The 26,918-nt window shown below is 71.7% G+C and carries 25 protein-coding genes; 16 read left to right on the top strand and 9 right to left on the bottom strand.

Annotated elements, in window-relative coordinates:
- Nucleotides 1–146: 146 nt before the first annotated feature.
- Nucleotides 147–1,253, bottom strand: coding sequence for a winged helix DNA-binding domain-containing protein (locus ACQP1N_RS14845; protein ID WP_067796671.1), 1,107 nt, complete (start codon nucleotides 1,251–1,253; stop codon nucleotides 147–149).
- Nucleotides 1,254–1,630: 377 nt separating this feature from the next.
- On the opposite strand from ACQP1N_RS14845, the gene ACQP1N_RS14850 reads away from it, so the two are divergent.
- Together ACQP1N_RS14850 and ACQP1N_RS14855 are read left to right on the top strand one after the other, a co-directional pair.
- Complete coding sequence (locus ACQP1N_RS14850; protein ID WP_433231925.1) at nucleotides 1,631–2,194, top strand: hypothetical protein; 564 nt, start codon at nucleotides 1,631–1,633, stop codon at nucleotides 2,192–2,194.
- Between the two features lie 737 nt (nucleotides 2,195–2,931).
- Complete coding sequence (locus ACQP1N_RS14855; RefSeq protein WP_433231927.1) at nucleotides 2,932–3,585, top strand: hypothetical protein; 654 nt, start codon at nucleotides 2,932–2,934, stop codon at nucleotides 3,583–3,585.
- A 247-nt stretch (nucleotides 3,586–3,832) separates the two neighbouring features.
- Here ACQP1N_RS14855 and ACQP1N_RS14860 read toward each other — a convergent pair whose 3' ends face one another.
- Nucleotides 3,833–4,384 carry a GNAT family N-acetyltransferase gene (locus ACQP1N_RS14860; RefSeq protein WP_067796681.1) on the bottom strand — a complete coding sequence of 184 codons (552 nt, stop codon included), beginning with the start codon at nucleotides 4,382–4,384 and terminating at the stop codon, nucleotides 3,833–3,835.
- Nucleotides 4,381–5,388, bottom strand: coding sequence for a phosphotransferase family protein (locus ACQP1N_RS14865; protein WP_433232714.1), 1,008 nt, complete (start codon nucleotides 5,386–5,388; stop codon nucleotides 4,381–4,383). The genes ACQP1N_RS14860 and ACQP1N_RS14865 overlap by 4 nt, the downstream gene beginning before the upstream one ends.
- 169 nt (nucleotides 5,389–5,557) lie before the next feature.
- Here ACQP1N_RS14865 and ACQP1N_RS14870 point away from each other — a divergent pair, with 169 nt between their 5' ends.
- From ACQP1N_RS14870 to ACQP1N_RS14880, 3 genes are all read left to right on the top strand, one after another.
- Entirely contained in the window at nucleotides 5,558–6,193 is a 636-nt protein-coding gene (locus ACQP1N_RS14870; RefSeq protein ID WP_067796684.1) for a TetR/AcrR family transcriptional regulator, read from the top strand.
- Between the two features lie 69 nt (nucleotides 6,194–6,262).
- Nucleotides 6,263–6,625, top strand: a complete 363-nt coding sequence (locus tag ACQP1N_RS14875; protein ID WP_067796687.1) for a VOC family protein — start codon at nucleotides 6,263–6,265, stop codon at nucleotides 6,623–6,625.
- 38 nt (nucleotides 6,626–6,663) lie between these two features.
- A complete protein-coding gene (locus tag ACQP1N_RS14880) occupies nucleotides 6,664–7,158 on the top strand; it encodes a GNAT family N-acetyltransferase (RefSeq protein WP_433231930.1) in 495 nt (164 codons plus the stop codon).
- 44 nt (nucleotides 7,159–7,202) lie between these two features.
- Here the strand turns inward: ACQP1N_RS14880 and ACQP1N_RS14885 are convergent, their stop codons facing one another.
- Entirely contained in the window at nucleotides 7,203–8,504 is a 1,302-nt protein-coding gene (locus ACQP1N_RS14885; protein ID WP_433231932.1) for a helix-turn-helix domain-containing protein, read from the bottom strand.
- Between the two features lie 173 nt (nucleotides 8,505–8,677).
- Here ACQP1N_RS14885 and ACQP1N_RS14890 point away from each other — a divergent pair, with 173 nt between their 5' ends.
- The 4 genes from ACQP1N_RS14890 (at nucleotide 8,678) to ACQP1N_RS14905 (ending at nucleotide 12,061) form a co-directional block, all read left to right on the top strand.
- On the top strand, nucleotides 8,678–8,962 hold the full coding sequence (locus ACQP1N_RS14890; protein ID WP_433231935.1) for a hypothetical protein: 285 nt from the start codon (nucleotides 8,678–8,680) through the stop codon (nucleotides 8,960–8,962).
- Entirely contained in the window at nucleotides 8,943–9,344 is a 402-nt protein-coding gene (locus ACQP1N_RS14895; RefSeq protein ID WP_131732536.1) for a hypothetical protein, read from the top strand. The genes ACQP1N_RS14890 and ACQP1N_RS14895 overlap by 20 nt, the downstream gene beginning before the upstream one ends.
- Before the next feature lie 153 nt (nucleotides 9,345–9,497).
- The gene (locus tag ACQP1N_RS14900; protein WP_433231937.1) at nucleotides 9,498–10,922 is read left to right on the top strand and encodes a hypothetical protein; all 1,425 of its coding nucleotides are present in this window, start codon (nucleotides 9,498–9,500) and stop codon (nucleotides 10,920–10,922) included.
- Entirely contained in the window at nucleotides 10,919–12,061 is a 1,143-nt protein-coding gene (locus tag ACQP1N_RS14905) for an ARPP-2 domain-containing protein (protein ID WP_067796703.1), read from the top strand. The genes ACQP1N_RS14900 and ACQP1N_RS14905 overlap by 4 nt, the downstream gene beginning before the upstream one ends.
- Here ACQP1N_RS14905 and ACQP1N_RS14910 read toward each other — a convergent pair.
- Nucleotides 12,054–12,866: a PIG-L family deacetylase gene (locus tag ACQP1N_RS14910; RefSeq protein ID WP_433231939.1), complete on the bottom strand. Its 813-nt coding sequence runs from the start codon at nucleotides 12,864–12,866 to the stop codon at nucleotides 12,054–12,056. The two genes, ACQP1N_RS14905 and ACQP1N_RS14910, sit on opposite strands and share 8 nt — an antisense overlap.
- Nucleotides 12,867–12,923: 57 nt before the next feature.
- A complete protein-coding gene (locus ACQP1N_RS14915; RefSeq protein WP_242608747.1) occupies nucleotides 12,924–13,760 on the bottom strand; it encodes a class II glutamine amidotransferase in 837 nt (278 codons plus the stop codon).
- A gap of 110 nt (nucleotides 13,761–13,870) precedes the next feature.
- Between ACQP1N_RS14915 and ACQP1N_RS14920 the strand changes: the two genes are divergently transcribed.
- Both ACQP1N_RS14920 and ACQP1N_RS14925 read left to right on the top strand, forming a co-directional pair.
- The gene (locus ACQP1N_RS14920; RefSeq protein WP_067796711.1) at nucleotides 13,871–14,371 is read left to right on the top strand and encodes an HAD domain-containing protein; all 501 of its coding nucleotides are present in this window, start codon (nucleotides 13,871–13,873) and stop codon (nucleotides 14,369–14,371) included.
- 96 nt (nucleotides 14,372–14,467) lie between these two features.
- Nucleotides 14,468–15,475, top strand: coding sequence for a methyltransferase (locus ACQP1N_RS14925; RefSeq protein WP_433231942.1), 1,008 nt, complete (start codon nucleotides 14,468–14,470; stop codon nucleotides 15,473–15,475).
- A 27-nt stretch (nucleotides 15,476–15,502) separates the two neighbouring features.
- Here the strand turns inward: ACQP1N_RS14925 and ACQP1N_RS14930 are convergent, their stop codons facing one another.
- Entirely contained in the window at nucleotides 15,503–16,360 is an 858-nt protein-coding gene (locus ACQP1N_RS14930) for an AraC family transcriptional regulator (RefSeq protein ID WP_433231943.1), read from the bottom strand.
- Between the two features lie 66 nt (nucleotides 16,361–16,426).
- Here ACQP1N_RS14930 and ACQP1N_RS14935 point away from each other — a divergent pair, with 66 nt between their 5' ends.
- Together ACQP1N_RS14935 and gltX are read left to right on the top strand one after the other, a co-directional pair.
- Nucleotides 16,427–17,035: a TIGR03086 family metal-binding protein gene (locus ACQP1N_RS14935; RefSeq protein ID WP_242608746.1), complete on the top strand. Its 609-nt coding sequence runs from the start codon at nucleotides 16,427–16,429 to the stop codon at nucleotides 17,033–17,035.
- A 109-nt stretch (nucleotides 17,036–17,144) separates the two neighbouring features.
- Nucleotides 17,145–18,494, top strand: coding sequence for a glutamate--tRNA ligase (gene gltX / locus ACQP1N_RS14940; RefSeq protein ID WP_067796717.1), 1,350 nt, complete (start codon nucleotides 17,145–17,147; stop codon nucleotides 18,492–18,494).
- Nucleotides 18,495–18,554: 60 nt separating this feature from the next.
- On the opposite strand, the gene ACQP1N_RS14945 is transcribed toward gltX, so the two are convergent.
- Both ACQP1N_RS14945 and ACQP1N_RS14950 read right to left on the bottom strand, forming a co-directional pair.
- On the bottom strand, nucleotides 18,555–19,208 hold the full coding sequence (locus ACQP1N_RS14945) for a response regulator (protein ID WP_433231946.1): 654 nt from the start codon (nucleotides 19,206–19,208) through the stop codon (nucleotides 18,555–18,557).
- Between the two features lie 128 nt (nucleotides 19,209–19,336).
- A complete protein-coding gene (locus ACQP1N_RS14950; RefSeq protein WP_433231948.1) occupies nucleotides 19,337–23,572 on the bottom strand; it encodes a HAMP domain-containing protein in 4,236 nt (1,411 codons plus the stop codon).
- A 341-nt stretch (nucleotides 23,573–23,913) separates the two neighbouring features.
- Between ACQP1N_RS14950 and ACQP1N_RS14955 the strand changes: the two genes are divergently transcribed.
- From ACQP1N_RS14955 to ACQP1N_RS14965, 3 genes are read left to right on the top strand one after another with little or no spacing between them, the layout of a single operon-like run.
- Nucleotides 23,914–26,139 (top strand): SpoIIE family protein phosphatase, encoded by a 2,226-nt coding sequence (locus ACQP1N_RS14955; protein WP_433231951.1) that lies wholly within the window; start codon nucleotides 23,914–23,916, stop codon nucleotides 26,137–26,139.
- A 31-nt stretch (nucleotides 26,140–26,170) separates the two neighbouring features.
- On the top strand, nucleotides 26,171–26,518 hold the full coding sequence (locus tag ACQP1N_RS14960; protein WP_067796729.1) for an STAS domain-containing protein: 348 nt from the start codon (nucleotides 26,171–26,173) through the stop codon (nucleotides 26,516–26,518).
- Nucleotides 26,519–26,549: 31 nt separating this feature from the next.
- Nucleotides 26,550–26,918: an ATP-binding protein gene (locus tag ACQP1N_RS14965; protein ID WP_242608745.1), complete on the top strand. Its 369-nt coding sequence runs from the start codon at nucleotides 26,550–26,552 to the stop codon at nucleotides 26,916–26,918.

Below are 26,918 nucleotides of genomic sequence, written 5' to 3' on the forward strand. Positions count from 1 at the left end.
CCATTTGATGGAAAATTCAATCAGACCAGGTCTCGGATTGGTCACCATTCGAAGTTGTCCGCGCTCGCAGCGTCAGACCGCATGCGCGGAGGCCGGTGCTTCCGCGGGCGAGGAATCCGTCGTGAGGAGCCGGGCCGCACGATCGTTTAATCCTCGACGCTGACCACGGTCTCCTTGGCGGCCGGCTCAAGGAACCGCAGGAGCGACTCCCCTTCGGCGGTCAGCTCGTCGATGGCCGCATGGGGGAGGGGCTCGAAGGGACGCATCCGCAAGGTGGCGACCTTGCGCTTGTATTCGGTCTCCCAGGTGCCGCGGGCGAAGCCGTCCCACAGGAACACGGCACGGACCCGCAGATTCTTGGTCGTGAGCATGGGGCGGTGGGCGTCGGCGATGACGCGCCTGCGGTCGGCGTGGGCCAGCACCAGGCTGTCGAACTCAGGCAGGAACCGCGCCGGTGCCGGGACGTCCTCACCGGGTCGCGGGGCGCCGGGAAGGTCGAACAGCTCCCGGCCCTTGTCGTCGGTGAAGACGCGCAAGCGCGGGCGTAGGCGTTCCAGAGCCTCCCCGGTGGAGGCCAGCCCTGACCATGTCTGCGCATCGGCGGCGGAGGCGGGCCCATAGGCCGCCAGGTACTTGAAGACGAGTTCGTCAAGCGCCCCCACAGGCTCCGCAGACGACGCGGGGTCGGCGTCCAGCCACTCGTCGGCCAGCGTGAACCGCGCCGTGCGGGGGAAACCCCACCTGTCCTGAGTGGGGACCATCACCAGCGGCACGCACAGCCGGACGGCGTAGCCGAGGGCACGGTCATTGACGTCGGGGAACTGCTCCTGGAGCAGCGCGCGCACCTCGTTGAACGTGCGCGGGCCGTCCTGGAGCAGGGCACGTGCCGCCGGGACGACCTTCTGCAGGTCCAGTCCCTTGGCGCGGTCGCCCAGGACGCGTAGGGCACCGTCCAGCATGGGCTGCATCGTCGTACGGAACGCCGTGTAGTCGTCCCCGGTCATCAGGTGGAGCGTGGCCCGCATCATCGTGGCGCGCACGAGCGACCGGTCGTGCAAAGCGGTGTGCAACTCGGACGCCTGGAAACCGTCCAGCCGCGTCCACAGACCGAGGAACGGCGGTTTGGGCTCCTGCGCCTGCATGCCGAACAGCCGCCGGACCGCCTCCGGGACGGGGATCGCCTCCCGCGCGAGCAGCATCTGCCGTGCCAGCGTGGCCCGGTTCAGGGCCTGGACGCTCAGGGTTTCGGTCATCGCTCCAGAATGCCGCCGCCCACGTCCCGGATCCACCGCCTTCCGGCCGTGCGGCCGCGCCCGGCGTCCACGTGGCGGACATCACGTCCGCCTCCGGAGGCGGATGACGGAGCCGGGGGAGAGGAGCCGGCCCGGCGCCGCCGCCGGGGACGCCTCCGCCGCGCGGACCGAGACGCTCGGGGAACGCGGTATGCGGCCTGGTCAGGCCGTTCTGGACGCCCGGCGAAACGTGGGATGCAGTGATCGATAACGAGCGACGGGGCTGGGGGTTACGGTGGGATTTTTCCCGAAATGCACGTGCATCAGCTCTTGCACCTGCACGCCATCACTAGCAGGATGATCCCGGACCCCCGCACGTGAACTCCCCGGAGATCGCGATGACCGCACACTTGAGCGACAGTGACCGACAGGCGCTGCGGCTGGCCCAGGATCTCCGCGAGGAGATGCGGGCCGCACTCCCGCAGATGCCGGCCGCCCCTTCGGTCTCCCCGTTCGTCGACCAGGCCGGGATGCCGAGCGTCCTGCTGAAGATGGACGCCGAGACCGCCCGCGCGCTCATGGCCGTGCTGGCCGAGCGCCGTGCGGAGCGCGGCGGCGTTCCCGGCCCCGAGCCGCGCCATGGCGACGGCGCCCCCGTGCCGCCGCTTGCAGCTCCGGCCGTTCCGGCGGCGCAGGGGCCCATCGCGGCGGCGCTCGGCCCGTACGGGGAGCAGCCCTCTCCCGGACCCGGCTACCCGGCGCCCGGCTACCCGGCGCCCGGCTACCCGGCGCCCGAGTACCCGGCGCCCGGCTACGTGGACCCCGGCTACGCAGACCCCGGCTATGCGGAGGCGCCGTTCGTCCCGCAGCAGCCGGGTGCCCCGGTAATCCCCGGTGGGACCGGACTTCCCGGTGGAACCGGTCCGACCCCCCTCGTGCCGTCGGTCTACCCGACCCACTGATCACGGCCCCCTGCGCGATCGCACGGGGCATCGTTCGGGTCGTCCGCTGCCATTGATCACGCCCGTGTGCGGGCCGCTGTGAGCGGCCGCACACCATGCGGTGTGTTCCCGCTCACGTGAACCAGGGGTCGCACGGGTCTGCGCGCCGGCCGGGCGGGCCGGTCCCAGTGCGTCCAAGCTCCCGTTCCGCCCTCGCACCGCCCTGATCTTCCCGGAACCGATAAAGATCGTTTTCTGTGGGCAGAGAGGCCCGGAGCCCCGATGGGAAAGGGGTTCCCGGCGAGTTGGCCGACATAAAGATCCACTTGGGCAAAGGTAAAGAAATCGCCCGTTTGGCGAAAGTACGGTAATGCCGTATATAGTCATCCCCAGGTCCGGTCAAAGAACCGTTGACCTGGCCTGATTGCAAAGCCGTCGCCTCCCGCCCGCCAGGCGGGATCACTTAGCCGAATCGCGGCCGTACCATGCACCGGCCGTGCACCGTGATGGGCCCGTGAGCCCCCGGTCGGCATTCATTCCGCTTCATTGAAGCCCGCGTCACGCGCATGTCCAAGGACGGACGCGCGGAGGGTGCGGGCGCGGTCCGCCATGCCCATGGACCGTTCCAAGCGGATCTCTTTCCCTGCGGCGGCATCTCCCGAGCTCGACGTCTCGGAGCCGTTCTCCCCTGCCCGGAAACCGGCGTATCGCCGGTCCGGCGCTGAACGGCGGCCCTGTACCCCGACCGAAGGAAATCCATGCAGCAGCGAGCGATGAACCTCGTCCTGACCGGCGTCACCGGCACCGCCCTCGCGGGCATGCTGGTCGCCGGCGTCGCAGCGGCGAGTGAGGACTCCGCTCCGGAAAAGCAGTTCCTGTCGCAGCAGGCCGTGGCCGCGCAGGAGCACAAGACCCCCCGTAAGCACGCCGCTGAGAGCGGTTACAACGGCGCGAAGACCGCCGAGGCCGGTTCCAAGGCCGCCAAGGCCGAGGCCAAGCCCGCCAAGAAGGGCCCCAATGTCCTGCTGAGCGGGAAGACCACCGCGTCCTACTTCTGGGACGACGGGTCGGGCGTCAACGGCGACACCGGCGCCCCCGCCGGCGGCAAGCCGATGCAGAAGGGCCTGTTCGCCAGCCCAAGCTGGCCCATGCACACCAAGGTCAAGGTCTCCTACAAGGGCCGCAGCATCACCGGGTTCGTCGGCGACCGCGGGCCTGGCGAGCCCTCGCACCGGGGTGTCATGCTCGACCTCGACACCTACACCTTCCGGTACCTGCTGGACGGCAAGAAGCCCGCCAGCAAGTACAACGCCGGTGGCGGCGAAGGGCACCTGAAGGGCGTCAAGTGGGAAGTCCTCTCCTGGGGCAAGGGCGCCGGGAAGAAGGGCGCGCCCCGGCCTTTCGGCTCATGATCTGAGGCCGTCCGGACGGTCCGTGAAATGGCTCACAGCACAAATGTGAGCCCGCTCACGGTCGTTCGGTGAGGTCTCTCACAGACCCGGCACAGGGCTGCCGGTGCATGGAAAACGGGGATTCCCCGGTATCGAAAGATCACCGGGGGATCCCCATTTTCAGCGCTCCGACCGGCGGAACGGGGCGAGCGGCTCGGTCGCCGTCCGTGCGGCGTAAGGGCGTCACCGACTGCCCCGTTCGCACCGGTCACTTCCCAGGCTGCGTCCCGCCGGCCGGTTTCGCAACCTCCGCGGCCCCCACCTGCTGAGACAGCAGCCGACCCGGCCAGTCGCCGACCTTGAACTCCGCGACGGGCTCGAAGCCGTTGCGCCGGTAGTACTCGACGAGCCGGCCGTCCCCGCCGCCGTAGCAGTCGACGCGCAGCAGGCCGGCCCCCTTCGCCCGCGCCTCGTCCCGCGCCTTGCCGATCAGCGCGCCGCCGACGCCGTGCCCGGCGAACGCGCGGTCGGTCACCAGCAGCGTGATGTACAGCTCCGGCTCGTCGACCGGGGCGACATAGGACGGCGGTCGCGGCGCCACCGCCATGACCCCGGCGGGACGGCCGTCCACCTCGGCCACCCAGATCTCGTCGTCACGGGCGATACCGGTGATCCGCTCCACGCGGCGCGGATCCCGCGACCAGGGCTCACTGCCCCACTGCCCCGTCCGGCCGTTCGCCGCGAGCCACGCCACGGCGCCGTCCAGCATCGCCAGCATCAGCGGCGCGTCACCGGGACCGCCGCGGCGGATCCGCGTCATGAGCCGATGAAGCCGCGTGCGCGGCGGAAGAGGTCGAGGGTGATCGTGTGCAGCATGTCGCCGGTCTCCTTCGGCGCCTTGCCCGCGAACGCGCGGGCGTGCGTGCCCTCCAGGACGATCCCGAGCTTGAAGCAGGCGAGCACCGCGTACCAGGTGATGGACGACAGATCCCGTCCGGCGACGGCGTCCGCGCGCTCGGCGTAGGTGGCGACCAGCTCGTCCGTCGTCGGGAGGCACCCGGCCCGGCCCAGCGGCCCGGCGAGCGCCGCGGCCACGTCGTCGCGGTCCGGCCAGGTGGCCAGCAGCCAGCCGAGGTCCAGCAGCGGGTCGCCGATCGTGCACATCTCCCAGTCGACGATGGCGGCGACCTCCGGGCCGTCGAAGGAGTACATCAGGTTCGCCAGGTGGTAGTCGCCGTGCATGATGCCGGGCCGCCACGTCCTCGGGCGGTTGTCCTCCAGCCAGCGGGCGACATCGTCCAGGCCGGGGATGTCGGGACCGGGGTAGCCGTCGAGCGCGCTGTAGGAGTCGAGCTCGGACATCCAGCGGTCCACCTGCCGATCCAGGAACCCCTCCGGCCTGCCGAAGTCGCCCAGGCCGACGGCCTCGTGGTCGACCGCGCCCAGCGCCGCCAGCGCGCGTGCCGCGTTCAGGCCCATCTCCCGCTGGATGGACGCGTCTCCCGCGTGCAGTTCGGGGAGGGTGACCGAGGCGTTGAAACCCTCGACGGGCGTCATCAGGTAGAACACCGCGCCGCCCATGACGGACTCGTCAGGGCAGGCGGCGATGAGGCGCGGCGCGGGGACGTCGGTGCCGTCGAGCGCCGCCAGCACGCGGGCCTCGCGGCGCAGGACGTCGTTCGTCTTCGCCCGCAGATGGCCCGGCCCGCGCCGCAGCACGTAGTCGCGGCCGCCCCGGCGGAACCGGATCAGCGTGTTCTGCGTACCGCCGGCGAGGGGCTCGACGTCCTCGAACGGGCCGCCCGGCAGGCCCTGGCCGACCATCCACCCGTCCAGGACGTCGAAGTCCACGAGGGCGCGGTCGATCTGCTCAGGCTGCACGGTGGGCCCCTTCCCGGCGAAGTCAACCGGAGAGTAACAGTCATGCACTTGCATTACCGAATCAGGTGGGTCGATTATCGGGGGACCGACATCGGGGAGCACGCGATCGGCAATGAGCAGTGACACGCGGGAACGCCTGCTGGACGCCGCCGAGACCCTCTACGCGGCGCGCGGCGTGGACGCCGTCAGCCTCCGGGAGATCCTCCAGGAGGCCGGCGCGCGCAACGCCACGGCCGTCCAGTACCACTTCGGGGACCGCGCCGGGATACTGCGTGCGATCCTCGACCGGCACGCCCCCGACGTGGAGGCCCGCCGGCACGCCCTGCTCGACGCCTACGAGGACGGCGCGCGGGGCGTCCGGCCCCTGGCCGCGGCGCTCGTGCGTCCCATGGCGGCCCGCCTCGCCGACGCTTCGGGCCGCGCCTACCTGCAGATCTGGGCGGACATGGTGAACCGCCCCGACCCGCTCGTCCCCGTCGCCGTGCTGGACGACCCGCGCGACAGCCTCCGCCGGTGGCGGACCCTCGTCGAACCGCTGCTGGAGGAGGACGCGGCGCGCCTGCACCGCCGCTTCACCGCCATCCTGTACGCGTCGATCGAACTGGCGCGCCGTGCCCGCTCCGGCCCCCGCACCGACGACCGCCTGTTCACCAGCTACCTGATCGACGTCGTCGCCGCGATCCTGGGCGCGCCCGTCTCGCCGGAGACCCGCCGCCTCGCCGCCGAACGCGACGCCGTCCGCCGCTGAGGTCACATTCGTCCAAGACGGGCGGAGCCGCCTCCCGCACACTGGGCGTGTCAGACCAGGGAGGACGACATGACGAGCGAGATCCGCCGGACCCTCTACCCGCTGATCGGGTCCGCCGACCCGGCGCGGTCGATGGCGTGGCTGGAGAAGGCGTTCGGTTTCACCGAGATCGCGGCGCACAGGGACGACACCGGCGCGATCGTCCACGCCGAGATGCGCTTCGACACCGGCATCATCATGCTGGGCGCCGCCAAGACCGCCCCGGCGGCGATCTATGTCGCCGTCGACGACCCCGACGCCCACCACGACCGCGCGAAGGCCGCCGGCGCCGAGATCTTCCGCCCGCTCGCCGACCAGGACTACGGTTCCCGCGACTACGCGGCCCGCGACCCGGACGGCAACGAGTGGTACTTCGGCACCTACCGCCCCTGACGGGCCCCGCCGTCCGAGGCGGGTGAGAAGGTCGCCCCATGCGCTTGCGTGATGTGGAGCCCGGTGATGTCGACGCTTACGTCCGGATGCGGTGCGACCCGGTCATGATGGCCGAGCTCGGCGGCCCGCTGCCCCGGGAGGGCATCGAGGAGAAGGTCCGCCGCGACGTCCGGGACGTGGCGGCGGATACGTTCTGGATCAAGATGATCGTGGTCGAGGAGACCGTCGCCGGGACGGTGTCCCTCTGGTCGCACGACATGGACGGCGATCCCCATGCCGAGATCGGCTGGATGGTCCTGCCCGAGTGGCAGGGCCACGGCCTCGCCAAACGCGCCGCCCGGATGCTCCTGGACAAGGCCCGCGACGACGGCCGCTGGGGGCCCGTCCACGCGTTCCCGGCGCGGACGAACGCCCCGTCCAACGGCATCTGCCGCTCGCTCGGCTTCACGTTCGTCGAGGAGAAGGAGATCGTCTTCGCGGGCAAGCCCCTTTGGGTGAACCACTGGGTCATCGACCCGTCCGCGTCCTCTTGACCGGGAGGCGGGCTCGGCTCGCCCGGCGTGATGCCGTGTCGGGGTCAGGTGAGCGCGTGCGGATTGGGGGCGGTGGTCGCCAGTACCTCACGGAATTCGCCGACCGCCGGACGTCGCCGCTGCTCGATCGGTACCGCGTTCAGGACCCGCTTTCCGGTCTCGGTGATCATTTGGCTGTGGTAGGCGGCGGGTAGCCCGTCCAGCAGTACCGCGGCCTGCCGTGTCCCCTCATCGATGCCGCCTTTCACCACGGTGCAAAGGGCCTCATGGAGTCGGACGTTCGCGGCGTACTGGTACTCGGGGCCATAGTCCAACACTTGGCTCCGCGCTTCGTCTGCCCGTGCCTCATCACCCTTGCCCGAGTAGACCCAGCTTTCGGCGAAGTGGGCTTGGTCGGCGGCCCAGAGGCTCGGAATGATGCTCGGACGCGCGTCACCTCCTTCCCAGCCGACGAAAGTGTTCAGCGAATCCCTGGCGTCGTCGTGCCTGCCGACCATGGTGAGCGCCTTCGCCTTGCTGCCCGCGAGATCCGCCAGCCAGAACGAGGGCCTGTCACCCGCGATCTCTTGCGCCTTCTCGATCAGCCGGAGGACGGTTGCCAGGTCGCGCTGCCCGTAGAGTCCGACGCCTACTTCGCGGCAGCGGACCATCATGCGGACGTCGAGGTCGCCGGAGAGGTCGGCGGCGGTTTTGGCGGTGCGCCACCAGTGGATGGCGGCGCCGTGGTCGCCCAGGCGGGTGACGACGTTGGCCTGGAGTGTGCCGAGTGCGGCCACGATGCGGTTGAGTTCGGTGGCTTCCTTGATGGTGGCCGTCTTGAGTTGGCGTTGGATCGCCGGCAGGTCGATGCTCAGGCCGTCCCGTACCTGTGCGGGAGGCCGTGTGCGGAGGGCGTGCAGGTGGTCGGCGCATGCGATGCCCCAGTCCTCGATCGGCCGGGGTTCGCTGTCCAGGACGAGATCGAGGAGTTGCCGCACCGACTCCGCGGAGGACCCCAACGCCCCGGCTCCCATGCCGAGAGCCGCCAGTAACAGCCGTCGACGCTCCATATCATCCCAATCGTCCGGAGTGTCTCCTATGTTCACGTTAACCGGGGAACGGGCGGCTGTAGAGGGCTGCTGGAGGGTGGGGTGGTCGACTCCGGGGCGGGCCGGCGCCAGGGCCGCGAGTTCCCCGCCGGCGCCGAGAAGCTCATCGAGGCGGGCGGCGAGTTCCTGGGACGGCGGCTTGTGCCCGCGGGAGACGCGCGACAGATGTGACGAATCGTAATGTGCGACTTTGGCCAATTTGCGTAGGCTCATGCCACGCTCGGCCATGAGTGTGAGCATCTTGTCGCCGAATGTCATGGGCATCCGTTCATTGCCGTGTTGACCATTGATTCCGGCTGTCCCGGGGGGTGGGACAGTGGGTCACCGCCTCACGATAGCCACAGAATTCCGTGTGCACGGCGGTAATCGACGACACGGAGATCGGGCCCATAGTGCACAGTGGGGGAAATGCCCCTAAAGAAGGGGCGGAAATGCCCGCAGAACGGCAATTCCGGACAGCGGTCCGTGCGGAACTCGACGTGACGTGCCTCGCGGCCCTGACCGTCCCGGGGATGGCCCGCATGCTGGTGGGACTGCGGCTCACCGAGTGGGGGCTGGACGCGCTCGTCCCGGACCCCCGCGCCCTGGAGCCGGGGCACGGCGACGCGGGCGGCCGGGGGCTTCCCATCGTCGCGGCCCTGGCGTCCGAATGCCGGGTCAGCAGGACCGCCCCGCACGGAAAGTGGGTGTGGGCACGTGTTCGCACCGGGAAGTGACCGGCGGCGCGGGATGGAGCGGTACCTGCTGCGGTGGCGGACGCGCCGGGGGCGCCGGACGCAGATCCGCCACCTGGACCTGCTGGCCCTCGCGCTCAAGGCGCGCGGCCGGCGATGCGTCCCGCTCTACTGGAAGGAGAAGTCCCCGCTTCCCGTCCCGCTCCTGTGGGTGTACGCGACCGGTGCGGCCGAGGACGCCGGCATCATGGTCACCGTGCTCGCCGCGCCCGGAGGAACGTGGGGTTACTACGAGGCCCGGCGCGGACGTCAGGGCTACCTGTACCTCTGCGGGGACACGAAGGCCGCCGCGGAACAGGTCGATCTGCTCCTGAAGCACCGGATGTGCCCGGGCACCGGCGCGTTCCCGGAGCGCGGTTATTGAGAGGCTGGAGGGCCGGGCGCGGTGTTACGGTTCGGGGGCCGGCCGCGGGACTTCGGTGCGACTTCCGGAACCCACCTTTGAAGTGATGATTCGCAGCTCGTGCCCTCCTTCCCCGGCCGGCATCCCGACCCCCCCTGAGCATCCTGGGAAATGATGAGCGAGACGTTCGCGGACCTCGTCGCATGCGAGGACGTGCTGATGTTCGTCAACGCGGCGATCACCTCCACCGGGCAGCGGGAGTTCCATCACGACGCGGGGGAGCAGCGCCTCAGCCTCGATTTCCTGCACGAATACATGCTGGAGAACTACCGGGAGGTGTACGCGGCCGCCCTCGCGCTGGACGTCAACGACCACAACGCTGCGATCATCGTCCGGAATCTGCTGGTGCGCGCCGGTGAGGTCGGGGTCGAGCGGCGCAGGCGTGAAGGGCTCCTGATCGCGCGGCGGCTGGAAACGCTGCCGCCGCAGCGCGTGTACCGGCTGTTCCGGGAATTGCGGCGGCTCGGGGTGAACAACCGGCGGACGCGCGCCGTCATCCGCGACTGGATGGCCGCGCGGCGCGACCCCGCGTTCGACTTCGTGAAGTACCGGGGCGCGGTGAAGGACGTCGTGCGGCACGCGCATCTGCGGCTCGGTGACGAGCAGCACGACTTCCTCTTCACGCCGCACAGGGTGAAGTCGTTCCGGACGCCGATCTTCGAGCAGTGGCGCCGGGCGCATTACGAGCAGGCCGCGATCTATGAGCTTCCGTACACGGTCGCGGAGGGCTTCGCGGCCAAGCACGGGATCGCGCGCGAGGTGTTCCTGGAGCGGATCGAGCCCAAGATGACGCGGCTGGAACGCCTCCGCCTGCACAAGAGCGCGGACGTCCAGGTGGATCTGGGGGAGATGCCGCTGACCCGGCTGGCCTCCTATGTGCTGTCGCTGCCGCTGGACGAGAGGGCCGAGCGCCGGGCCGAACTGTCGCGGGCGCTGCGCACCGCCGCGCGGCGGGTGGCCGGGGCGGCGCGCGGATCGTGGGGCAGGGTCACCGCCGTCCTGGACGACAGCTACTCCTCGCTCGGGTCGGGGCAGAAGCGGCGCCGCCCGCTGGCCGTCGCGCTCGCCGCGCACTACCTGCTGGAGGCGCTCGCGAGGGAGTTCACGCCGCTGTGGACGTCCGGGCGCACCGATGAGCTGCTGCTCTACCCGTCCGGCCCGACGCCGCTGGGCCTGCGGATCATCGACGCGCTCGGCACCGGGCCCGAGCGGCTCCTCATCGTCTCCGACGGCTGGGACAACGCGCCGCCCGGCCTCGCCGCGGACGTCCTGCGGGTCTGGCGGACGCGCCTCGACCCCGGCCACCGGCGTGCCCCCGGCCACCGGGTGCTGATCGTGCACCTGAACCCGGTGTACGACGCCGGCGACTTCGACGTGCGGCGGCTGGCGCCGGGCGTCCCGACGGCGGGCGTCCGCGACGCCGAGAACCTGCCCACGCTGGTCGAGCTGGCGCGGTTCGCCGAGGGGCGGGTCGGCCTCGACAAGCTCCAGGCCCACCTCGACGACCGGGCCGCACGCTTCCTGGGAGTCCCCGCATGACGTTCGCACTGGACGGCCTGGAGACGGGCCCGGCGCAGGTGTGGAGTTCGGTGCGGCTCGTCCCGCTCATCCGGGACGAGCCCGTTCCCCACCTGCGGCTACACCGGAAGGCGTACCAAGAGCCGGTATCGGTCGTGGACGTGGGCGGCGCCGTCTACGTCTCGTTCGTCCCGCACGCCTTCGTCGCGTCCTGGAGCGACGGCGACCCGCGGCCCGCGGCCTCCTACGGGACGCGGCTGCTGGAGCGCGACACCGGGGACGCCCCGCCGCGCATGCCGGTGCGCGTCACCCGGCGCATGGCGCGCAGGGCGGGCAAGGACCGGCTCCGCTTCCTGCCGCTGCACCTGGCCGTCGAGGGCTATCTCGCACTGCACTTCGGCGGCCCCGAGACCGCCTGGGAGGAGTGGGCGCGCAAGACCGTCGCGCACGGGCTGTCGCCGCGCTGCGAGGAGACCTATCTCGGGCTCCAGGTGCGGGGACTGGAGGACGCGCTCAGGATCTTCGAGATCCATCCCGGGCAGTGCGGCGTCATGGTCTACGTCGCGGACGCGCTGGCGAGCGCGTTCGTCGTCCCGCATCCCGACGACTACCGGGCGCTGCATCCGACGCTGGTCGAGGACCTCTTCGGCGAGCTGATCTACATGTACGGCCTGCTGGGCGCGCCCGCAGCCGACCTGTCCGCGCGCATCGACGGCACCGGGATCGGCTCCCTGGACGACCTGCGCGCGGCGGCGGAGCTCAGGCAGGAGGAGTGGGCGTCCTTCCACGACGGGGTCATGGCCGGGCGGTTGTTCGACGCGGACGGGTCCCGCCAGGTCGTCCAGCACCTGCGCGGGTTCGAGCTTTCGCGGTTCCTGCCGTCGTTCGCGCTGCGCGAGGAGAACCACATCGGTGAGACGATCACGGACGAGGCCGGCCGCGTCGCCTACCTGAAGTCGTTCCGGCTCTCGGACGCCCAGGTCAGGCGCGGCTACCTCCTCAAGAAGCTCGCCGAGCACGACTGGCGGCTGAGCGCCACCGCCGCCGCGCTGGGCGCCGACAAGGCGGCTCTGGCGCTGCGGCTGGAGCGGGCGGGGTTCGGCTACCTGCTGCGGCAGGACGTCCTCGACCACTACCGGGCGCAGCGCCGTACTACCTGAGCCCGGCGAACAGGTCGTCCTCCCTGCCGGGGGCCTGGACGCGGCAGCGGTGCCGGATGAACGACTCGGACGAGAACGCCGCCCGCTGCATCTCCTCCGGCAGCCGCAGCAGGAAGATGTTCTCGCCCTGGCTGGCGTGCGCCTCCAGGGCCTTGCGCTTGGCCTCCACGTGCGCGGACACGTCCACCGTGCTCGTGATCAGCTCGTCGGGGGTGCCGAAGTCGTCCGGCGGCTCGAAGCCGATCTCGATGCCCGCCTCGCGGACCGCGTCGAACATCTGCCGGATGCCCGAGCGCGGGATGGCCGCGTAGTACAGCTTGTCCGGCACGCCGCTCCTGTCCGCGGCGGCGAGCGTGATGCGGTGGGCCTGGATGTGGTCGGGATGCCCGTAGCCGCCGTTCTCGTCATAGGTGACGACGACCTGCGGGCGGTAGCGCTCCATCAGCCCGGCCAGCCGCGCCGCCGACTCGTCCGGCGGGACGTTCGCGAAGGCGCGCGGGTCGTGGTTGGCCGACCAGCCGTCCATGCCGGAGTCGCGGTAGCCGAGCAGTTCCAGATGCCCGATGCCGAGCAGCCCGGCCGACTCGCGCAGCTCGGCGAGGCGGCGCCGTGCGACCTCCTCGGCGTCGTGCCCCGGCTCGCCGGGCTTCACCCCGGCCGAGCCGTCGCCCTGCTCACCGTTGGTGCAGGTGACGAGCACCGTCCGGATGCCCTCGGCGGCGCAGCGGGCGAGCAGGCCGCCGGTTCCGAGGACCTCGTCGTCCGGGTGGGCGTGGACGGCCATCAGCGTGAGTTCGTGCGTCATCCGGGCTCCTCCAGGGGTTCCGGCCGTCCACCCTACGTCCTGGACCCCCGAAGTCGATCATGTCTGGGAGGTGGATTCCACCGGCGACAGGTCGGCGAGCGTCACCGGATGCGCCGGCTCGTCGAACGGGAACGACGAGGACGCCTCCAGGCCGTCCACCGTGAGCAGCTCACCGGGCGCGAGGAGCCGCCAGGCCGGGTCGTCGTCCATCCGCTCGCTGGCGAGCACGACCGCCGGGCACGCCTCCCGGTGCGCCGTCACCCGCACGTGGCCGGGCTCGCGGTCGGAGGTCAGGTGCCGGGCCGGGCCGGGCTTGTCGAACCTGGGGTTGAGCACCCACAGCTCGTGAGTATCGGGGTAGCGCAGCGCCCACAGGCGCTTCGACTCGGCCAGCAGGACGTTCAGCGCGAACACCGGCAGTTCGGCGGCGATGCGGCGGACCGCCGCGATCAGCCCGGACGCGGTGTCACCGTGCCGCCGGATCTCCGCCGTGATGTAGGCGAAGACGAGTTCGGAGTCGGTGCGCCCCTGCGTCAGCGCCCGGTCCACGTCGGTCAGCCACGAGCCCAGCATGTCGAGGCCCCGCACCACGCCGTTGTGGGCGAACAGCCGGTCGTCCATGACGAACGGGTGGGAGTTGTGGACCTCGGGCGCCCCCGTGGAGGCGTACCGGACATGCGAGACGAACGTGTGCGACACGACGGTGCGCGCCTCGGAGTTGAAGTCGGCGTCCTGGAACGCCGCGATGGGCGCGCGGTCGCGGACGGGCTCCTCGCCCAGCGAGAACCAGCCGAGCCCCGTCCCGTCCGGCATGCGGCGGCTCTGGAACTCCAGGCTCTCCGGCGCGTCCAGCAGCCAGAACGTGGCGTGGACGCGGGGTCCTCCCGTGGTCATCCCGAACAGGCGGCACATGCCGGGAGGATGCCCAGCGGGACGCCGGATATGACACGGGCACCGGAAAACGACCTTCGACGGCGGGCCCTCGATGGCGTACCGTCCCATGTATGGGGTCGCCGGTGGTTCTCCTGGACGTGGACGGGGTTCTCAATCCTTTCGAAAGGCCCCATCCCGGTTTCCAGCGGCACGAGTGCTCGCCGAACGGCAGGACGTTCCGGCTCTGGCTCAATCCGGAGCACGGCCCGTCCCTGCTCGATCTGGCCGAATCGGCCGGCGCGGAACTGGCCTGGGCGAGCTACTGGTGCGACCACGCCAACGTGTGGGTCGCGCCCCGGGTCGGGCTGCCGGAGCTGCCGTTCGTCCCGATCCCGCAGTTCCCCGGCATCGAGGAGGGCCGCACGCTCGGCGCCTGGAAGGCCCGGCACGTGGCCGCCTGGGCGGAGGGCCGCCCGTTCGTCTGGTTCGAGGACGAACCGGACGCCACCGAGTGCATCGCCGGTGAAACGGACGTCGCCGACCACCTCCTCGTGGAGATCGACCCGTTCCGGGGCCTGACCGACGAGCACCTCGAAACCGCCGCGGCCTGGCTCCGCGCCCTGTCCCGCTGACCGTCCCGCTGACGGGAACGGAGGTTTCATCCGTCCAAGACGGCGTGCGGCGGGGCTCCGTAGCGTCCGGGGGACGAGACGAAGGGGGAACCGACGATGTCGAGATCACCGCTGATGGACCTGGTCTTCGGCTATATGCAGGCGCAGATGATCCACGCGGCCGCCGAGATGGGCGTGGCGGACGCCCTCGCGGACGGGCCGAGAACGAGCGCGGAACTGGCGGAGGCGACCGGCACCCACGCCCCGTCCCTCCACCGGCTGCTGCGCGGCCTCGTCACCCTGGGCGCCGTGGAGCAGAAGGACCGGGACGTGTTCGCCCTCACCGCCGCCGGGCAGTGCCTCCGCACGGACGCGCCCGATTCGATCCGCGCGCTGGTCAGGCTGTTCTGCGGCCCGGAGGTGTGGCGGACGTGGGGCGACATGACCGAGACGGTGCGCACCGGGGAGTACGCGTGGAAACGCGTCACCGGCAGGACGTCGTTCGAGTACTTCGAGTCCGACCCGGAGCTGTCGGCGACGTTCAACGCGGCGATGGCCGAGCACACCCGCGCGGTGGTGCCCGGGGTCATCGAGGCCCACGACTTCTCCCGCTACGGGACGGTCGCGGACCTCGGCGGCGGCGACGGCACGCTGCTCGCCGCGCTCCTGCGCGCCCACCGGGACCTGCGCGGCCTGCTGTTCGACCTGCCCGCCGGGCTCGCCGCCGCGTCCGGCGCGCTCGCGGACGTCGCCGAACGGACCGAGATCGTGCCGGGCGACTTCTTCGAGGCCGTCCCCGGCGGCGCGGACGCCTACGTGCTGAAGAGCGTCCTGCACGACTGGTCCGACGAGAAGGCCACCACGATCCTGCGCAACATCCGCGAGGCGATGCGTCCCGATGCCCGCGTCCTCATCCTGGAGCAGGTGATGCCGGAGACGGTCACGCCGGAGACCGCGGGCATCGTCCGCAACGACCTCAACATGCTGGTCTCGACGGGCGGCCGTGAGCGCACCGAGGCCGAGTTCCGGGACCTGCTGGCCGCGGCCGGATTCACCGGCGTCTCGCTCACCGGCCCGCTGCCGCCCGCGTCCTACCACATCATCGAGGCCCACCCCGCGAGCTGACGCTCGCCGGGGGGCGCCGGCAGGCGGTCATGCCTCGGTACCGCCAGGGCCGCCGCGGCCGGGCGCCGTCTCGCGGGCGTACCGCGCGGGCGGCGTCCCGACCGCGGCGGTGAAGTCGCGGGTGAAGTGCGCCTGGTCGGCATAGCCCAGCTCGGCCGCCAGCGCCGCCCAGTCGGCCGCACCGCCGGACGCGGCCCGTTCGGCGGCCTCCTGCATCCGGAACCGCCGGATCACCCACTTCGGGCCGATGCCCACGTACTCGTGGAACAGGCGCTGCAGGCCGCGCGTGCTCAGCCCGGCCTCCGCGGCCAGCTCGCCCACCCGCACGAGGCCCGGCCGCGAAGCGATCCGCTCCACGATCGCGGCGGCCCGCTCGGCGGACGGATCGGGATCGCCGGGGGCCAGGACCGCGAGAAAGGACTCCAACCGCCCGACGGCCTCCTCCGCGCCGGCGGAGGCGAAGACCTCATCGGCGAGCGCGAGACCCGCCGAGCCGAACACCTCGTCCAGCCCCGCGAACCGGCCGGTCAGCGTGGAGACGGGCGCGTCCATGAACGGCCTGAACCCGCCCGGCCGGAAGGCCGCGCCCACCACCCGGCCCTCGTCGTGGATCTCCTCGACGAAGTCGTCCCGCACCACGCCGACGATCCGGGCCCGTGTCGTCCCGCCGGTCAGCCGGCTCGTGAACGACATGTGGACGGACGGCCGGGTGAGCACCTGCTGCCGGTGCGGCGGCCGGCCCCGCAGATCCCACCGCAGCACCCAGAAGTACTCCACGAACGGGGCGAGCGCCGGGGCCGGCGCGATCCGCTCCACCCGGAACCGCTCCAGGCCCGCCCGCGCCCGCAGGATGCCCCGCGTCCCACCGGGCAGGGATCGTTCCATCGGCTCAGGCTAGCGCTGTCGCGTTTGTTCAAGACCGGCACCGCGAACCCGCTCTACCGTGACCGTGTGTTCGAACAGATGAGCGAGGGAGAGATCATGGACGTCCGGAGCCGGCTGCTTCCCGCCGCGGAGGCCGCGGCGCGGATCGTCCTGGAGATCCCCGCGGTGAAGCTGGACGCGCCGACCCCCTGCCCCGGCTGGGACGTGCGGGCGCTGGTCAACCACCTGATCCTCTGGAACGGGCGGGGCGAGTCGGCCGCGCACCGCGCGCCCGTCACCGGGCCGGGGGAGGACCACGACTTCACCGCCGAGCCGCGCTGGGCCGAGCGGTTCGAGGAGCAGGCCCGCAAGACCGCCGAAGCGTGGCAGGACCCCGCCGCCTGGGAGGGCAAGACCAGTCTCACCGGCGACAAGGAGGGGATGCCCGCCGAGTTCATCGCCGGGATCGTCTTCGGCGAATGCGTCCTGCACGGCTGGGACCTCGCCGTCGCGACCGGCCGTGAGCCGGGCTTCCCGCCCGAGGTCGTCCAGGCCGCCTGGGAGCAGATCGTCCCCATGGCCGAGATCAGCCGGCGGTACGGGGCGTTCGGGCCCGAGGTGCCCGTGCCGGAGAACGCGCCGCTGCTCGACCGCGTCCTCGGGACGGCCGGCCGCGATCCGCGCTGGACGCCCTGAACCCGCCGCGGTGCGGGTCCCGGCGCGAGCGGGGGCCCGCGCGCTCTACCCTTGAGACATGTCTTCGAGTTCTTCGATCCGCGTCCGTTTCGCCCCCTCACCGACCGGCATGTTCCATGTCGGCGGCGCCCGCTCGGCGCTGTTCAACTGGGTGATGGCCGTGCAGTCGGGTGGGACGCTCGTGCTGCGGATCGAGGACACCGACGCCTCCCGCAACAGCCCCGAATGGACCGAGGGCATCATCCGGGCGCTCGCCTGGCTCGGGATCGACGGGGAGCAGTACGAAGGCCCCTACTTCCAGTCGGCGAACGCCGACAAGCACGCCGAGGCCGCCGCGAAGCTCAAGGACGCCGGCCGCGCCTACTACTGCGACTGCGGCCGGGAGGCCGTCGTCGCCCGCACCGGCGACCAGCACAGGGGCTACGACGGGTTCTGCCGCGACCGCGGCCTGGAGCCCGGCCCCGGACGCGCCCTCCGCTTCCGCACCCCCGACGAGGGGCAGACCACCGTCGTCGACCTGCTGCGCGGCAAGCCCGTCTTCGAGAACGCCGTCCTGGAGGACTTCGTCATCGCCCGCGCCGACGGCACGGTCACGTTCCTGCTCGCCAACGCCGTCGACGACATGAGCCAGGGCATCACCCACGTCGTCCGCGGCGAGGAGCACCTGTCGAACGCGCCCAAGCAGCAGCTGCTGTGGGAGGCGCTCGGCGGCGAGCCGCCCGTGTGGGCGCACGTCCCCGTCATCGTCAACGAGAAGCGGCAGAAGCTCTCCAAGCGGCGCGACAAGGTCGCCCTGGAGGACTACCGGGCCGAGGGCTACCTCGCCGAGGCCATGCGCAACTACCTGATGCTGCTCGGCTGGGCCCCGTCCGGCGACCGCGAGATCGTCCCCTGGGACGTCATCGTCGAGGAGTTCCACATCGAGGACGTCAACACCTCGCCCGCGTTCTTCGACGTCAAGAAGCTCCGCGCCATCAACGGCGAGTACATCCGGGCCCTGCCCGCCGAGAAGTTCATCGCCGAATGCCTGCCGTTCCTGGAGCGGGCCCCCTTCGAGGTGAACGTCGCGGTCTTCGCCGAACTGGCCCCGCTCGCGCAGACCCGCGTCGCGCTGCTGTCGGAGATCGTGCAGATGATCGACTTCGCGTTCCTGGACGAGCCGCCCTTCGACGAGCAGTCCTGGAACAAGGCGATGAAGGAGCCCGCCGCCGCGATCCTCGCCGCCGCCGAAGTCGCCTACCAGGACGCCCCCTGGAACGCGACCGAGCTGAAGGACCGCCTGGAGCGCATCGGCGCCGAGCACGGCCTCAAGCTCGGCAAGACCCAGGCCCCCGTCCGCGTCGCCGTCACCGGTCGCACCGTGGGCCTGCCGCTGTTCGAGTCCCTGGAGATCCTCGGCCGCGACCGCACCCTGTCCCGCATAGCCGCCGCTCACGCCCGGCTCGAAGCGTCCTCCTGACGGCCCCGTGTCCGGCCCCGGAACGGGGCCGGACAGGCTGTTCTCAAGGCATGCGCCCGGTCAGGCAGGGGGGCGCTCCTCGCGGTCCAGGGCCCGGCGGAGGCCGGTCAGGCGGTGGATCAGTTCGTCGTACTCGTCGCGGTGTGCGCGCGGAATGCGCTTGCCGACCACCTTGGCCTGCTCCTCCACCGGGGTGAGCCGCTCGTCCAGGCGATGCCGCAGGTCGCGGTCCGTGTCCTCGCCGGGGCGGACGTTCGGGAGGGCGGCCTGGTCGCGGAGTAGCACGGCCTGCTCGCGGAGCAGCGCGGCCTGCTCGCGCAACTGCTTGTTCTTCGCGTGCAGCTCCACGAACACCGACACCTTCGCCCGCAGCACCCACGGGTCGAACGGCTTGGAGATGAAGTCGACCGCGCCCGCCGCGTAGCCGCGGAACGCGTAGTCGGGGTCGCTGTTCAGCGCCGTCAGGAAGATGATCGGCAGATCGCGGGTCTTCTTGCGGCGCTTGATGTCGCGGGCCGTCTCGAACCCGTCCATCCCCGGCATGATGACGTCCAGCAGGATGACCGCGTACTCGTCGGTGAGCAGCGCCTTCAGCGCCTCCTCCCCGGACCGCGCCCGGACCAGCTCCTGATCGAGCGAGCTGAGGATGGCCTCCAGCGCGATCAGGTTCTCCTCGCGGTCGTCCACGAGGAGGATCTTCGCCTTGTCGTCCACGCGCGTTCTCCGATCCCGTCCGCCGCCGGCCGCATGAGCCCCCACCATGAGCCCCCACCATGAGCCCCCACCACGGGCTCCCACCACGGGCCCCCACGGCGACCCTACTGCCCGGGCGTCTCCTCTCTTCAGCGGACGATGGAGGGGTGCAGCCAGTTCCTCATGACGTCAAGGAGATGATCCGGGTCCACGGGCTTCGGCACATAGTCCGACGCGCCCGCCTCCAGGCTCTTCTCCCGGTCGCCCTTCATCACCTTGGCCGTGATGACGATGATCGGCAAGTCGGCGAACTGCGGCATCTCCCTGATGGCGGCCGTGGTCGCGTAGCCGTCGAGGCCCGGCATCATGATGTCCATCAGCACGACGGCCACGTCCGGGTTGCGATGCAGGACGTCGATCCCGGCCTGGCCGTCCTCGGCGTAGAGGACCTCCATCCCGTAGCCCTCAAGGACGCTGGTGAGCGCGTACACGTTCCGCGCGTCATCGTCGACGATCAGGACCTTGCGGCCTGACAGGACCGTGTCGAGAAGGTCTGCGGGCGGCTCCTCCAGCAGCCGGTTCAGGGTGGGCTCCACCTCCCCGGGCGGCTCCTCACCCGGCGGGCGCTGCTCCACCGGCAGCCCGTTTTTCGCAGGGGTCGCGGGACGGGCCACTGTGCCGTTCTCCCGCCCGGCGGCCGCCGCCTCCTCCGCGCCGCCCTCCGGCGCGGTGACCTCCGGCGGGACCGGTCGCCGCCGGTCCTCCCGCTGGCTGTACCGGGCGGGCAGGTACAGCGTGAACACGCTGCCGCGGCCCGGCTGGCTCTCGGCGTGGATCTCCCCGCCGAGCAGCCGCGCGATGTTCCGGCTGATCGACAGGCCGAGGCCGGTGCCGCCGTAGCGGCGGCTCGTGGTCCCGTCCGCCTGCTGGAACGGCTCGAAGATCTCCTGCAGCTTGTCCGCGCTGACCCCGATCCCGGTGTCGATCACCCGGAACGCGATCACATCCGGGGTGTTCCACAGCGCGGGCAGCGTGAAGTCGATGTCGCCGGCCCGCTCGATCAGCAGCCGCACCTCGCCCTCGGCGGTGAACTTCACCGCGTTCGACAGCAGGTTCCGCAGCACCTGCTGCAGCCGCTGCTCGTCGGTGTTCAGCGTGGCCGGGACGTCCGGCGCCACCTCCACGCCGAACTGCAGGCCCTTGTCGACCGACAGCGGGCGGAACGTCGCCTCCACGTAGTCGACCAGCGCCGACACCGACAGCCGCTGCGGGTGCGCCTCCATCTTCCCCGCCTCGACCTTGGCCAGGTCCAGGATGTCGTTGATCAGTTCCAGCAGGTCGGTGCCGGACTCGTGGATCGTCCGGGCGAACTCCACCTGCTTGCCGGTCAGGTTCCCGCTCTGGTTCTCCGACAGCAGCTTGGCCAGCACCAGCAGGCTGTTCAGCGGCGTGCGCAGCTCGTGCGACATGTTCGCCAGGAACTCCGACTTGTACCGGGACGAGATCGCCAGCTGCTCGGCGCGCTCCTCCAGCGTCCGCCGCGCCTGCTCGATCTGGTAGTTCTGGATCTCGATCGCGCGGTTCTGCTGGGCCAGCAGCGCCGCCTTCTCCTCCAGTTCGGTGTTGGAGTGCCGCAGCTCGCCCTGCTGGCGCTGCAACTCGTCCGAGCGCTCCTGCAGCTCCTGCGCGAGCCGCTGCGACTCGCCGAGCAGCGCCTCGGTGCGGGCGTTGGCGCGGATCGCGTTCAGCGTCACCCCGATCGTCTCGATCAGCTGGCTGAAGAACGCCAGGTGGACGTCGGTGAACCGGCTGAACGAGGCCAGCTCGATCGCGCCGAGCACCTCGTCCTCGAACATGATCGGCAGCACGATGATGTTGACCGGGGACGCCTCGCCCAGCCCCGACCCGATCTTGACGTAGTCGGCGGGCGCGTCGGCGATCAGCAGCGGCCGGCGCTCCTGCGCCGCCTGCCCCACCAGGCCCTCGCCCGGCACGAACCGGACCGTGCCGGTCCGGTTCCGCCGCCTCCCGTACCCGGCGATCAGCGTCAGCTCGGTCTCCTCGCCGAAGTTCTCCGCGAGGTAGAACGCGCCGTACTGGGCCCCCGCCGTCGGGGTCAGCTCCCGCATGATCAGCTCGGCGACCTGCATCAGGTCCCGGTGGCCCTGCATGAGCCCGCCGATCCGCGCCAGGCTGGTCTTGAGCCAGTCCTGCTCCTCGTTGGCGCGGGTCGTCTCGCGGAGCGTCGCGACCATCAGGTTGACGTTGTCGGACAGCTCGGCGACCTCGCCGCGCGCCTCCACCTCGATCGTCCGGGTCAGGTCGCCGGTGGCGACCGCCCGGGCGACCTCGCCGATCGCCCGCACCTGGGTGGTCAGGTTGCCGGCCAGCTCGTTGACGCTCTCGGTCAGCCGCTTCCAGGTGCCCGACACGCCCTCGACCTCGGCCTGCCCGCCGAGCCGCCCCTCGCTGCCGACCTCGCGGGCCACGCGGGTCACCTCGGACGCGAACGACGACAGCGTGTCCACCATCGTGTTCAGCGTCGTCTTCAGCTCCAGGATCTCGCCCTGCGCGTCGACGTCGATGCGCCGGGTCAGGTCGCCGTGCGCGACCGCGGTCGCGACCTGCGCGATGTTGCGGACCTGGTAGGTCAGGTTGGACGCCATGCCGTTGACGTTGTCGGTCAGGTCCTTCCACATGCCGCCCGCGCCCGGCACGATCGCCTGGCCGCCGAGCCGTCCCTCGGTGCCGACCTCGCGGGCCACGCGGCTGACCTCGTCGGCGAACGCCGACAGGGTGTCCACCATCGTGTTCAGGGTGTCCTTGAGCTGGAGGATCTCGCCCTGCGCGTCCACCTCGATCCGGCGGGTCAGGTCGCCCTGCGCCACCGCGGTGGTGACCTGCGCGATCCCGCGCACCTGATTGGTCAGGTTGTTCGCCATCGAGTTGACGTTGTCGGTCAGGTCCTTCCAGACCCCGCCCGCGCCCGGCACGGCGGCCTGGCCGCCGAGGCGGCCTTCCGTGCCGACCTCGCGGGCCACGCGGGTCACCTCCGACGCGAAGGCCGACAGGGTGTCGACCATCGTGTTCACGGTGTTCTTCACCTCAAGGATCTCACCCTGCGCGTCCACGGTGATCTTCTTGCCGAGGTCGCCCTCGGCCACCGCGGTGGTGACCTGCGCGATGTTGCGGACCTGGTAGGTCAGGTTGGACGCCATGCCGTTGACGTTGCTGGTCAGGTCCTTCCACACGCCGCTCACGCCCGGCACCCGTGCCTGGCCGCCCAGGCGCCCCTCCGTGCCCACCTCGCGGGCGACGCGGGTGACCTCGTCGGCGAACGCCGACAGCGTGTCCACCATCGTGTTCACGGTGTTCTTCAGTTGCAGGATCTCGCCCTGCGCGTCCACGGTGATCTTCTTGCCGAGGTCGCCCTCGGCGACGGCGGTGGTGACCTGCGCGATGTTGCGGACCTGGCTGGTCAGGTTGTTGGCCATCGCGTTGACGTTGTCGGTCAGGTTCTTCCAGACGCCGCTGACGCCCCGGACGTTCGCCTGCCCGCCGAGCTGCCCCTCGGTGCCGACCTCGCGGGCGACGCGGGTGACCTCGTGGGCGAACGCCGACAGCTGGTCGACCATCGTGTTCACGGTGAGCTTCAGCTCCTGGAGCTCACCCGTCGCCTCCACCGTGACCTTGCGGGTCAGATCCCCCTTCGCGACCGCCGTGGTGACCTCCGCGATGTCGCGGACCTGCGAGGTCAGCCGCGCCGCCATCACGTTCACCGACGCCGTCACGTCCCGCCACCGGCCGGTCATGCCGCGCGCCGGCGCCTGCCCGCCGAGCCGGCCCTCGGTGCCGACCTCGCGGGCGAACTGGGTGACCTCCCAGGTGAACTGGTCGAGCAGCTCCACCATGCCGTTCACCGACTTGGCCATGCGCAGCAGCTCGCCCCGCATCGGCCGGCCGCGCACCCGCAGCTCGACCCGCTGGCTCAGGTCCCCGGCCGCGACCGCCTCCACCACCTGGTGCATGCCGGTGGCCAGGTCGGTGAGCTTGTCGATGATCGCGTTCGCGTCCTCGACCGCGGACGCCCACGTCCCGCGCAGCACCCCGGGCGTCAGCCGCCCCCGCAGCTGCCCGTCCCGGCCGATCTCGCGGCGGACGCGGCTCAGCCCCGAGGCCAGCTCCTCGCCGTTCTGCCGGATCTCCTCCAGGATCGCCGCGGCCTCCGCCACGGCGCCCTCGCCCGGCACGTCCAGCTCCGTCCTCGCCCTGCCGTCCCGCACGGCGACGAGCGCCTTCAGCAAGGGTTCCAGGTCCGCGTCGCTGTAACGCGGGGTGGTGTCGCGGTACCCGCGGTGGCGGGCACGTGACGCGGTACGCGGCATTATCTTCATCCTCCTGGCCCGCGATCGTCGGTCATCCGAGATACCACGGGCTCCTTCTCCGGCCCTGCTTCCGGCTTCCCTGGGCCCTCGTGCGGCCGCACCTGTACTGTACGTCGCCGGACGGCGGCCGGATCCCGCCCCGAGCCGGCTCCGCGCGGACGGGTGATGACCGTGCATCAGTGCTCGTAGCCTTCGTGTTACGGTCTGTCGAGTCGTGGCGGGGGCCGCGTTCACCGAGGCCGGGTGCGGCGCGGATGCCGGTTCACGGCCCGTGGCCACTGACCGGCCGGTCTGCCACGATGGCCAGACCGGGTAGTGACGCTTCGAGCAAGGGACGGCAGTTGGATCGGCAGACGGCGTCGGCCACCTTCCCCTCCGCCGCCACGGCGGTCGCGGACGCGCGCCGGTTCGTCCGGAAGGCGCTGGCCGACTGGGGCATGGACGAGGCCGCCGACGACGCCGTGCTGGCCACCAGCGAACTCGCCACCAACGCGGTCGCCTACGCCGGGACGTCCTTCGAGGTCTCCCTCCGGCTGGAGGACGGCGACATCAAGATCGAGGTCCGCGACCGGCACCCCACCCGGGGCATCGAGATGCCGGGCGTCACCGCGACCAGCGGGCGCGGGCTGCCCTCGATCGCCCGGATCGCCGCGTCCTGGGGCGTCTCCTACGATCACCGCACCAAAGGCGTCTGGTTCCGGCTGCCCCGGCCGGGCACGGAGAGCAAGGCCGTGCCGTCCGTGGCCGCCACAGGCCAGGACGCGGACGCCGGCCCGGCCCGGGCCGCCGGCAACGGCACCGCCAGGCGCGGGAGGGCGGGCCGGAAGTCTCATGACCGGGCGGAACCGGCCAGGGACGGTGCCGGCTCCGCCGGTGACACGATCGACCTCCCCGTCGCCGGCGACCGGCTCCTGAGCTCTCCGGCCGCGGTGGAGGCCATGGAGGACGGCGTCGCCACCGTCCGCGAGGTCCTCGGCGCGGAGGGCGCCGCCGTCCTGCTGACCGAGCGCGACGGCCGCATGATCATGGGCTCGTCCACCGGGACCGCCGCCGAGATGCCGCTCGGCGAACTGTCGGCCGCCGGGCTCGGCCCCGCCGCCCACGCCGGTTCGCCCTGGGTGGCCGGCGGCGCCGACCCCACCGCGACCGCCCTGCGGGCGCGGTCCCTGGCCGCCGCCCCGCTGGAGTCGCAGGGACGCCTGACGGGCGTCGTCGTGGCCGTCTCGTCGGTCCCCGGCCGCTTCGACGAGGCCGACGGCGCCCGGCTCGGACGGCTCGCGGACGAGATGTCGCTCTCCCTGGAGAAGGCCAGGGTGGGGGAGTTGGAACGGTCCTGGCGCGGCTGGCTCAGCTTCGTCGCCGAGGCCAGCGACCTGCTCGCCGGCACCCTCGACCAGGAACGCACGATGGCGCTGGTCGCCCAGCTCGTCGTCCCCCGGCTGGCCACCTGGTGCGCCGTCTACACCGTCGCCGAGGCCGAGCCCGACCGGCTCGCCTACGTCTGGCACGCCGACGAGAACCGCGCCGACGGGCTCCGCGACCTGCTGGAGCACGCGGGCGCCGCCCTGCCGACGGACGGCCCCGGCCCGTGGAACGGGCTCGCCACCGCCCCCGAGGAGGTCCGCGCCGCCGCCGGCGCCACCGCCGCCGACCACGTCTACGCGTTCCCGCTGATCGCCCGCGGGCGGCGCATCGGCACCATCGTCATCGGCCGGCCGTCCGGCGACCGCTTCCCGCGCAGCGCCATCGAGCTGGCCGAGGAGCTCAGCCGCCGCGCCGCCCTCGCCGTGGACAACGCGCGCCTGTTCTCCGCGCAGACCGCCATGAGCAGCGCCCTGCAGCGCAGCCTCCTGCCCCCCGGCATCCCCGAGATCCCCGGCCTGGAGGTCGCGGTGGTGTACGAGCCCGCGGGGGAGGGCAGCGAGGTCGGCGGCGACTTCTACGACGTGTTCGAGACCGGCCCGCGTCCGGGCGGCCCCGCGTCCGCGTCCCGCTGGCGGTTCGCCATCGGCGACGTGTGCGGCACCGGTCCCGAGGCCGCCGCCGTCACCGGCCTCGCCCGGCACGCCCTGCGCATCCTCGCCGCCGAGGACATGTCCGTCCCGGACGTGCTGGCCAGGCTCAACCGGCTCATCCTCGGCGAGGGGGAGCGCGGCCGGCTGCTCACCCTGCTGCACGGCGAGATCGCCGCACGCCGCCGCGACGGCGTGCGGATCAGGCTGGCGAGCGCGGGACACCCGCTCCCGCTGGTGCTCGCCCCGGACGGCAGCGTGCGCGAGGCGGCCTCGGCCCAGCCGCTGCTCGGCGTCTTCGACGGCGTGGACTTCCACACCGACGTCGTCGACCTGCGCCGCGGCGAGGTGCTGCTCTGCGTGACCGACGGCGTCACTGAACGGCGGGCCGACGGCCGGCTGCTGGGCGACGGCGACGGCCTCGAACGGCTGCTCGCGGGCTGCACCGGGCTGAGCGCGGGCGCCGTCGCCGCGCGCATCCAGCGCGCCGTGCGCGACTTCGGGCCCGAGCCGTCGAACGACGACATTGCCCTCATCGTTCTACGGGCGTCATGATGGAGACCAACAATCGGTAAGGTGGGGTGCCGTGGGGCTTGCCTTGCACACGACACGACAGGACGGCCGCGCGACGATCGCCGCGCGCGGCTCCATCGACCTGCACTCCTCCGAAGAGCTGCGCACTCGGCTGACCGAGCTCGTGGACGCGGGCGAGCGAGCGGTCGTCGTCGACCTCGCGGCGGTCGACTTCTGTGACTCCTCCGGCCTGAACGTCCTCGTCCGGGCGTACAAGCACGCCCGCGCGCAGAACGCGACGCTGACCGTCACCGGCGCCTACGGCCGGGTCGAGAACGTGCTGCGCACCACCGGGCTCGACCGGTTCCTGATCGAGGGCTCGGCGGAGGAGGCTCCGATGGGTGGTGAGGGGACGCGATGAAGAACGGCGAGCGGGCGGAGTGACCGACCCGATGACCGAGACCACCCTCCGCGCGGCGCCCCAGACCGAGGCGGTCGAGTACGCGCGGCGTCTCGCCGCCCGCACCATGCGCACCTGGGCGCTGATGGAGCGTGAGGAACTCGTCACCGCGATCGTGGCCGAACTCGTCGCGAACGCCGTCCGGCACGCGGGCACCGCGCTGGAGTTGCGGCTGCTGCGCGGCGCCGGCCGCGTCCGCGTCGAGGTCCGCGACCGCGCCGCCCAGCTACCGCGGCTGACCGTGCCCGGCCCGCTCGACGAGTCGCACCGCGGCCTGTTCATCGTCGACAGGTTCGCCGACTCCTGGGGCGCCGACCCGGTGACCGGCGGCAAGGTCGTGTGGGCCGAGGTCGACATCTGA

The sequence above is a fragment of the Actinomadura formosensis genome (genome assembly GCF_050948385.1).
In the GTDB taxonomy this organism is placed as follows: Bacteria; Actinomycetota; Actinomycetes; order Streptosporangiales; family Streptosporangiaceae; genus Spirillospora; species Spirillospora formosensis.

Coding starts and splice junctions, on each gene's coding strand:
- ACQP1N_RS14855 (WP_433231927.1), top strand. CDS start 2,932: ATGCAGCAGCGAGCGATGAACCTCGTCCTGACCGGCGTCACCGGCACC.
- ACQP1N_RS14905 (WP_067796703.1), top strand. CDS start 10,919: ATGACGTTCGCACTGGACGGCCTGGAGACGGGCCCGGCGCAGGTGTGG.
- ACQP1N_RS14860 (WP_067796681.1), bottom strand. CDS start 4,384: ATGACGCGGATCCGCCGCGGCGGTCCCGGTGACGCGCCGCTGATGCTG.
- ACQP1N_RS14885 (WP_433231932.1), bottom strand. CDS start 8,504: ATGACATTCGGCGACAAGATGCTCACACTCATGGCCGAGCGTGGCATG.
- ACQP1N_RS14965 (WP_242608745.1), top strand. CDS start 26,550: ATGACCGAGACCACCCTCCGCGCGGCGCCCCAGACCGAGGCGGTCGAG.
- ACQP1N_RS14915 (WP_242608747.1), bottom strand. CDS start 13,760: ATGACCACGGGAGGACCCCGCGTCCACGCCACGTTCTGGCTGCTGGAC.
- ACQP1N_RS14870 (WP_067796684.1), top strand. CDS start 5,558: ATGAGCAGTGACACGCGGGAACGCCTGCTGGACGCCGCCGAGACCCTC.
- ACQP1N_RS14890 (WP_433231935.1), top strand. CDS start 8,678: ATGCCCGCAGAACGGCAATTCCGGACAGCGGTCCGTGCGGAACTCGAC.
- ACQP1N_RS14930 (WP_433231943.1), bottom strand. CDS start 16,360: ATGGAACGATCCCTGCCCGGTGGGACGCGGGGCATCCTGCGGGCGCGG.
- ACQP1N_RS14925 (WP_433231942.1), top strand. CDS start 14,468: ATGTCGAGATCACCGCTGATGGACCTGGTCTTCGGCTATATGCAGGCG.
- ACQP1N_RS14920 (WP_067796711.1), top strand. CDS start 13,871: ATGGGGTCGCCGGTGGTTCTCCTGGACGTGGACGGGGTTCTCAATCCT.
- gltX (WP_067796717.1), top strand. CDS start 17,145: ATGTTCCATGTCGGCGGCGCCCGCTCGGCGCTGTTCAACTGGGTGATG.
- ACQP1N_RS14865 (WP_433232714.1), bottom strand. CDS start 5,388: ATGGTCGGCCAGGGCCTGCCGGGCGGCCCGTTCGAGGACGTCGAGCCC.
- ACQP1N_RS14910 (WP_433231939.1), bottom strand. CDS start 12,866: ATGACGCACGAACTCACGCTGATGGCCGTCCACGCCCACCCGGACGAC.
- ACQP1N_RS14900 (WP_433231937.1), top strand. CDS start 9,498: ATGAGCGAGACGTTCGCGGACCTCGTCGCATGCGAGGACGTGCTGATG.
- ACQP1N_RS14845 (WP_067796671.1), bottom strand. CDS start 1,253: ATGACCGAAACCCTGAGCGTCCAGGCCCTGAACCGGGCCACGCTGGCA.
- ACQP1N_RS14880 (WP_433231930.1), top strand. CDS start 6,664: ATGCGCTTGCGTGATGTGGAGCCCGGTGATGTCGACGCTTACGTCCGG.
- ACQP1N_RS14950 (WP_433231948.1), bottom strand. CDS start 23,572: ATGCCGCGTACCGCGTCACGTGCCCGCCACCGCGGGTACCGCGACACC.
- ACQP1N_RS14875 (WP_067796687.1), top strand. CDS start 6,263: ATGACGAGCGAGATCCGCCGGACCCTCTACCCGCTGATCGGGTCCGCC.
- ACQP1N_RS14850 (WP_433231925.1), top strand. CDS start 1,631: ATGACCGCACACTTGAGCGACAGTGACCGACAGGCGCTGCGGCTGGCC.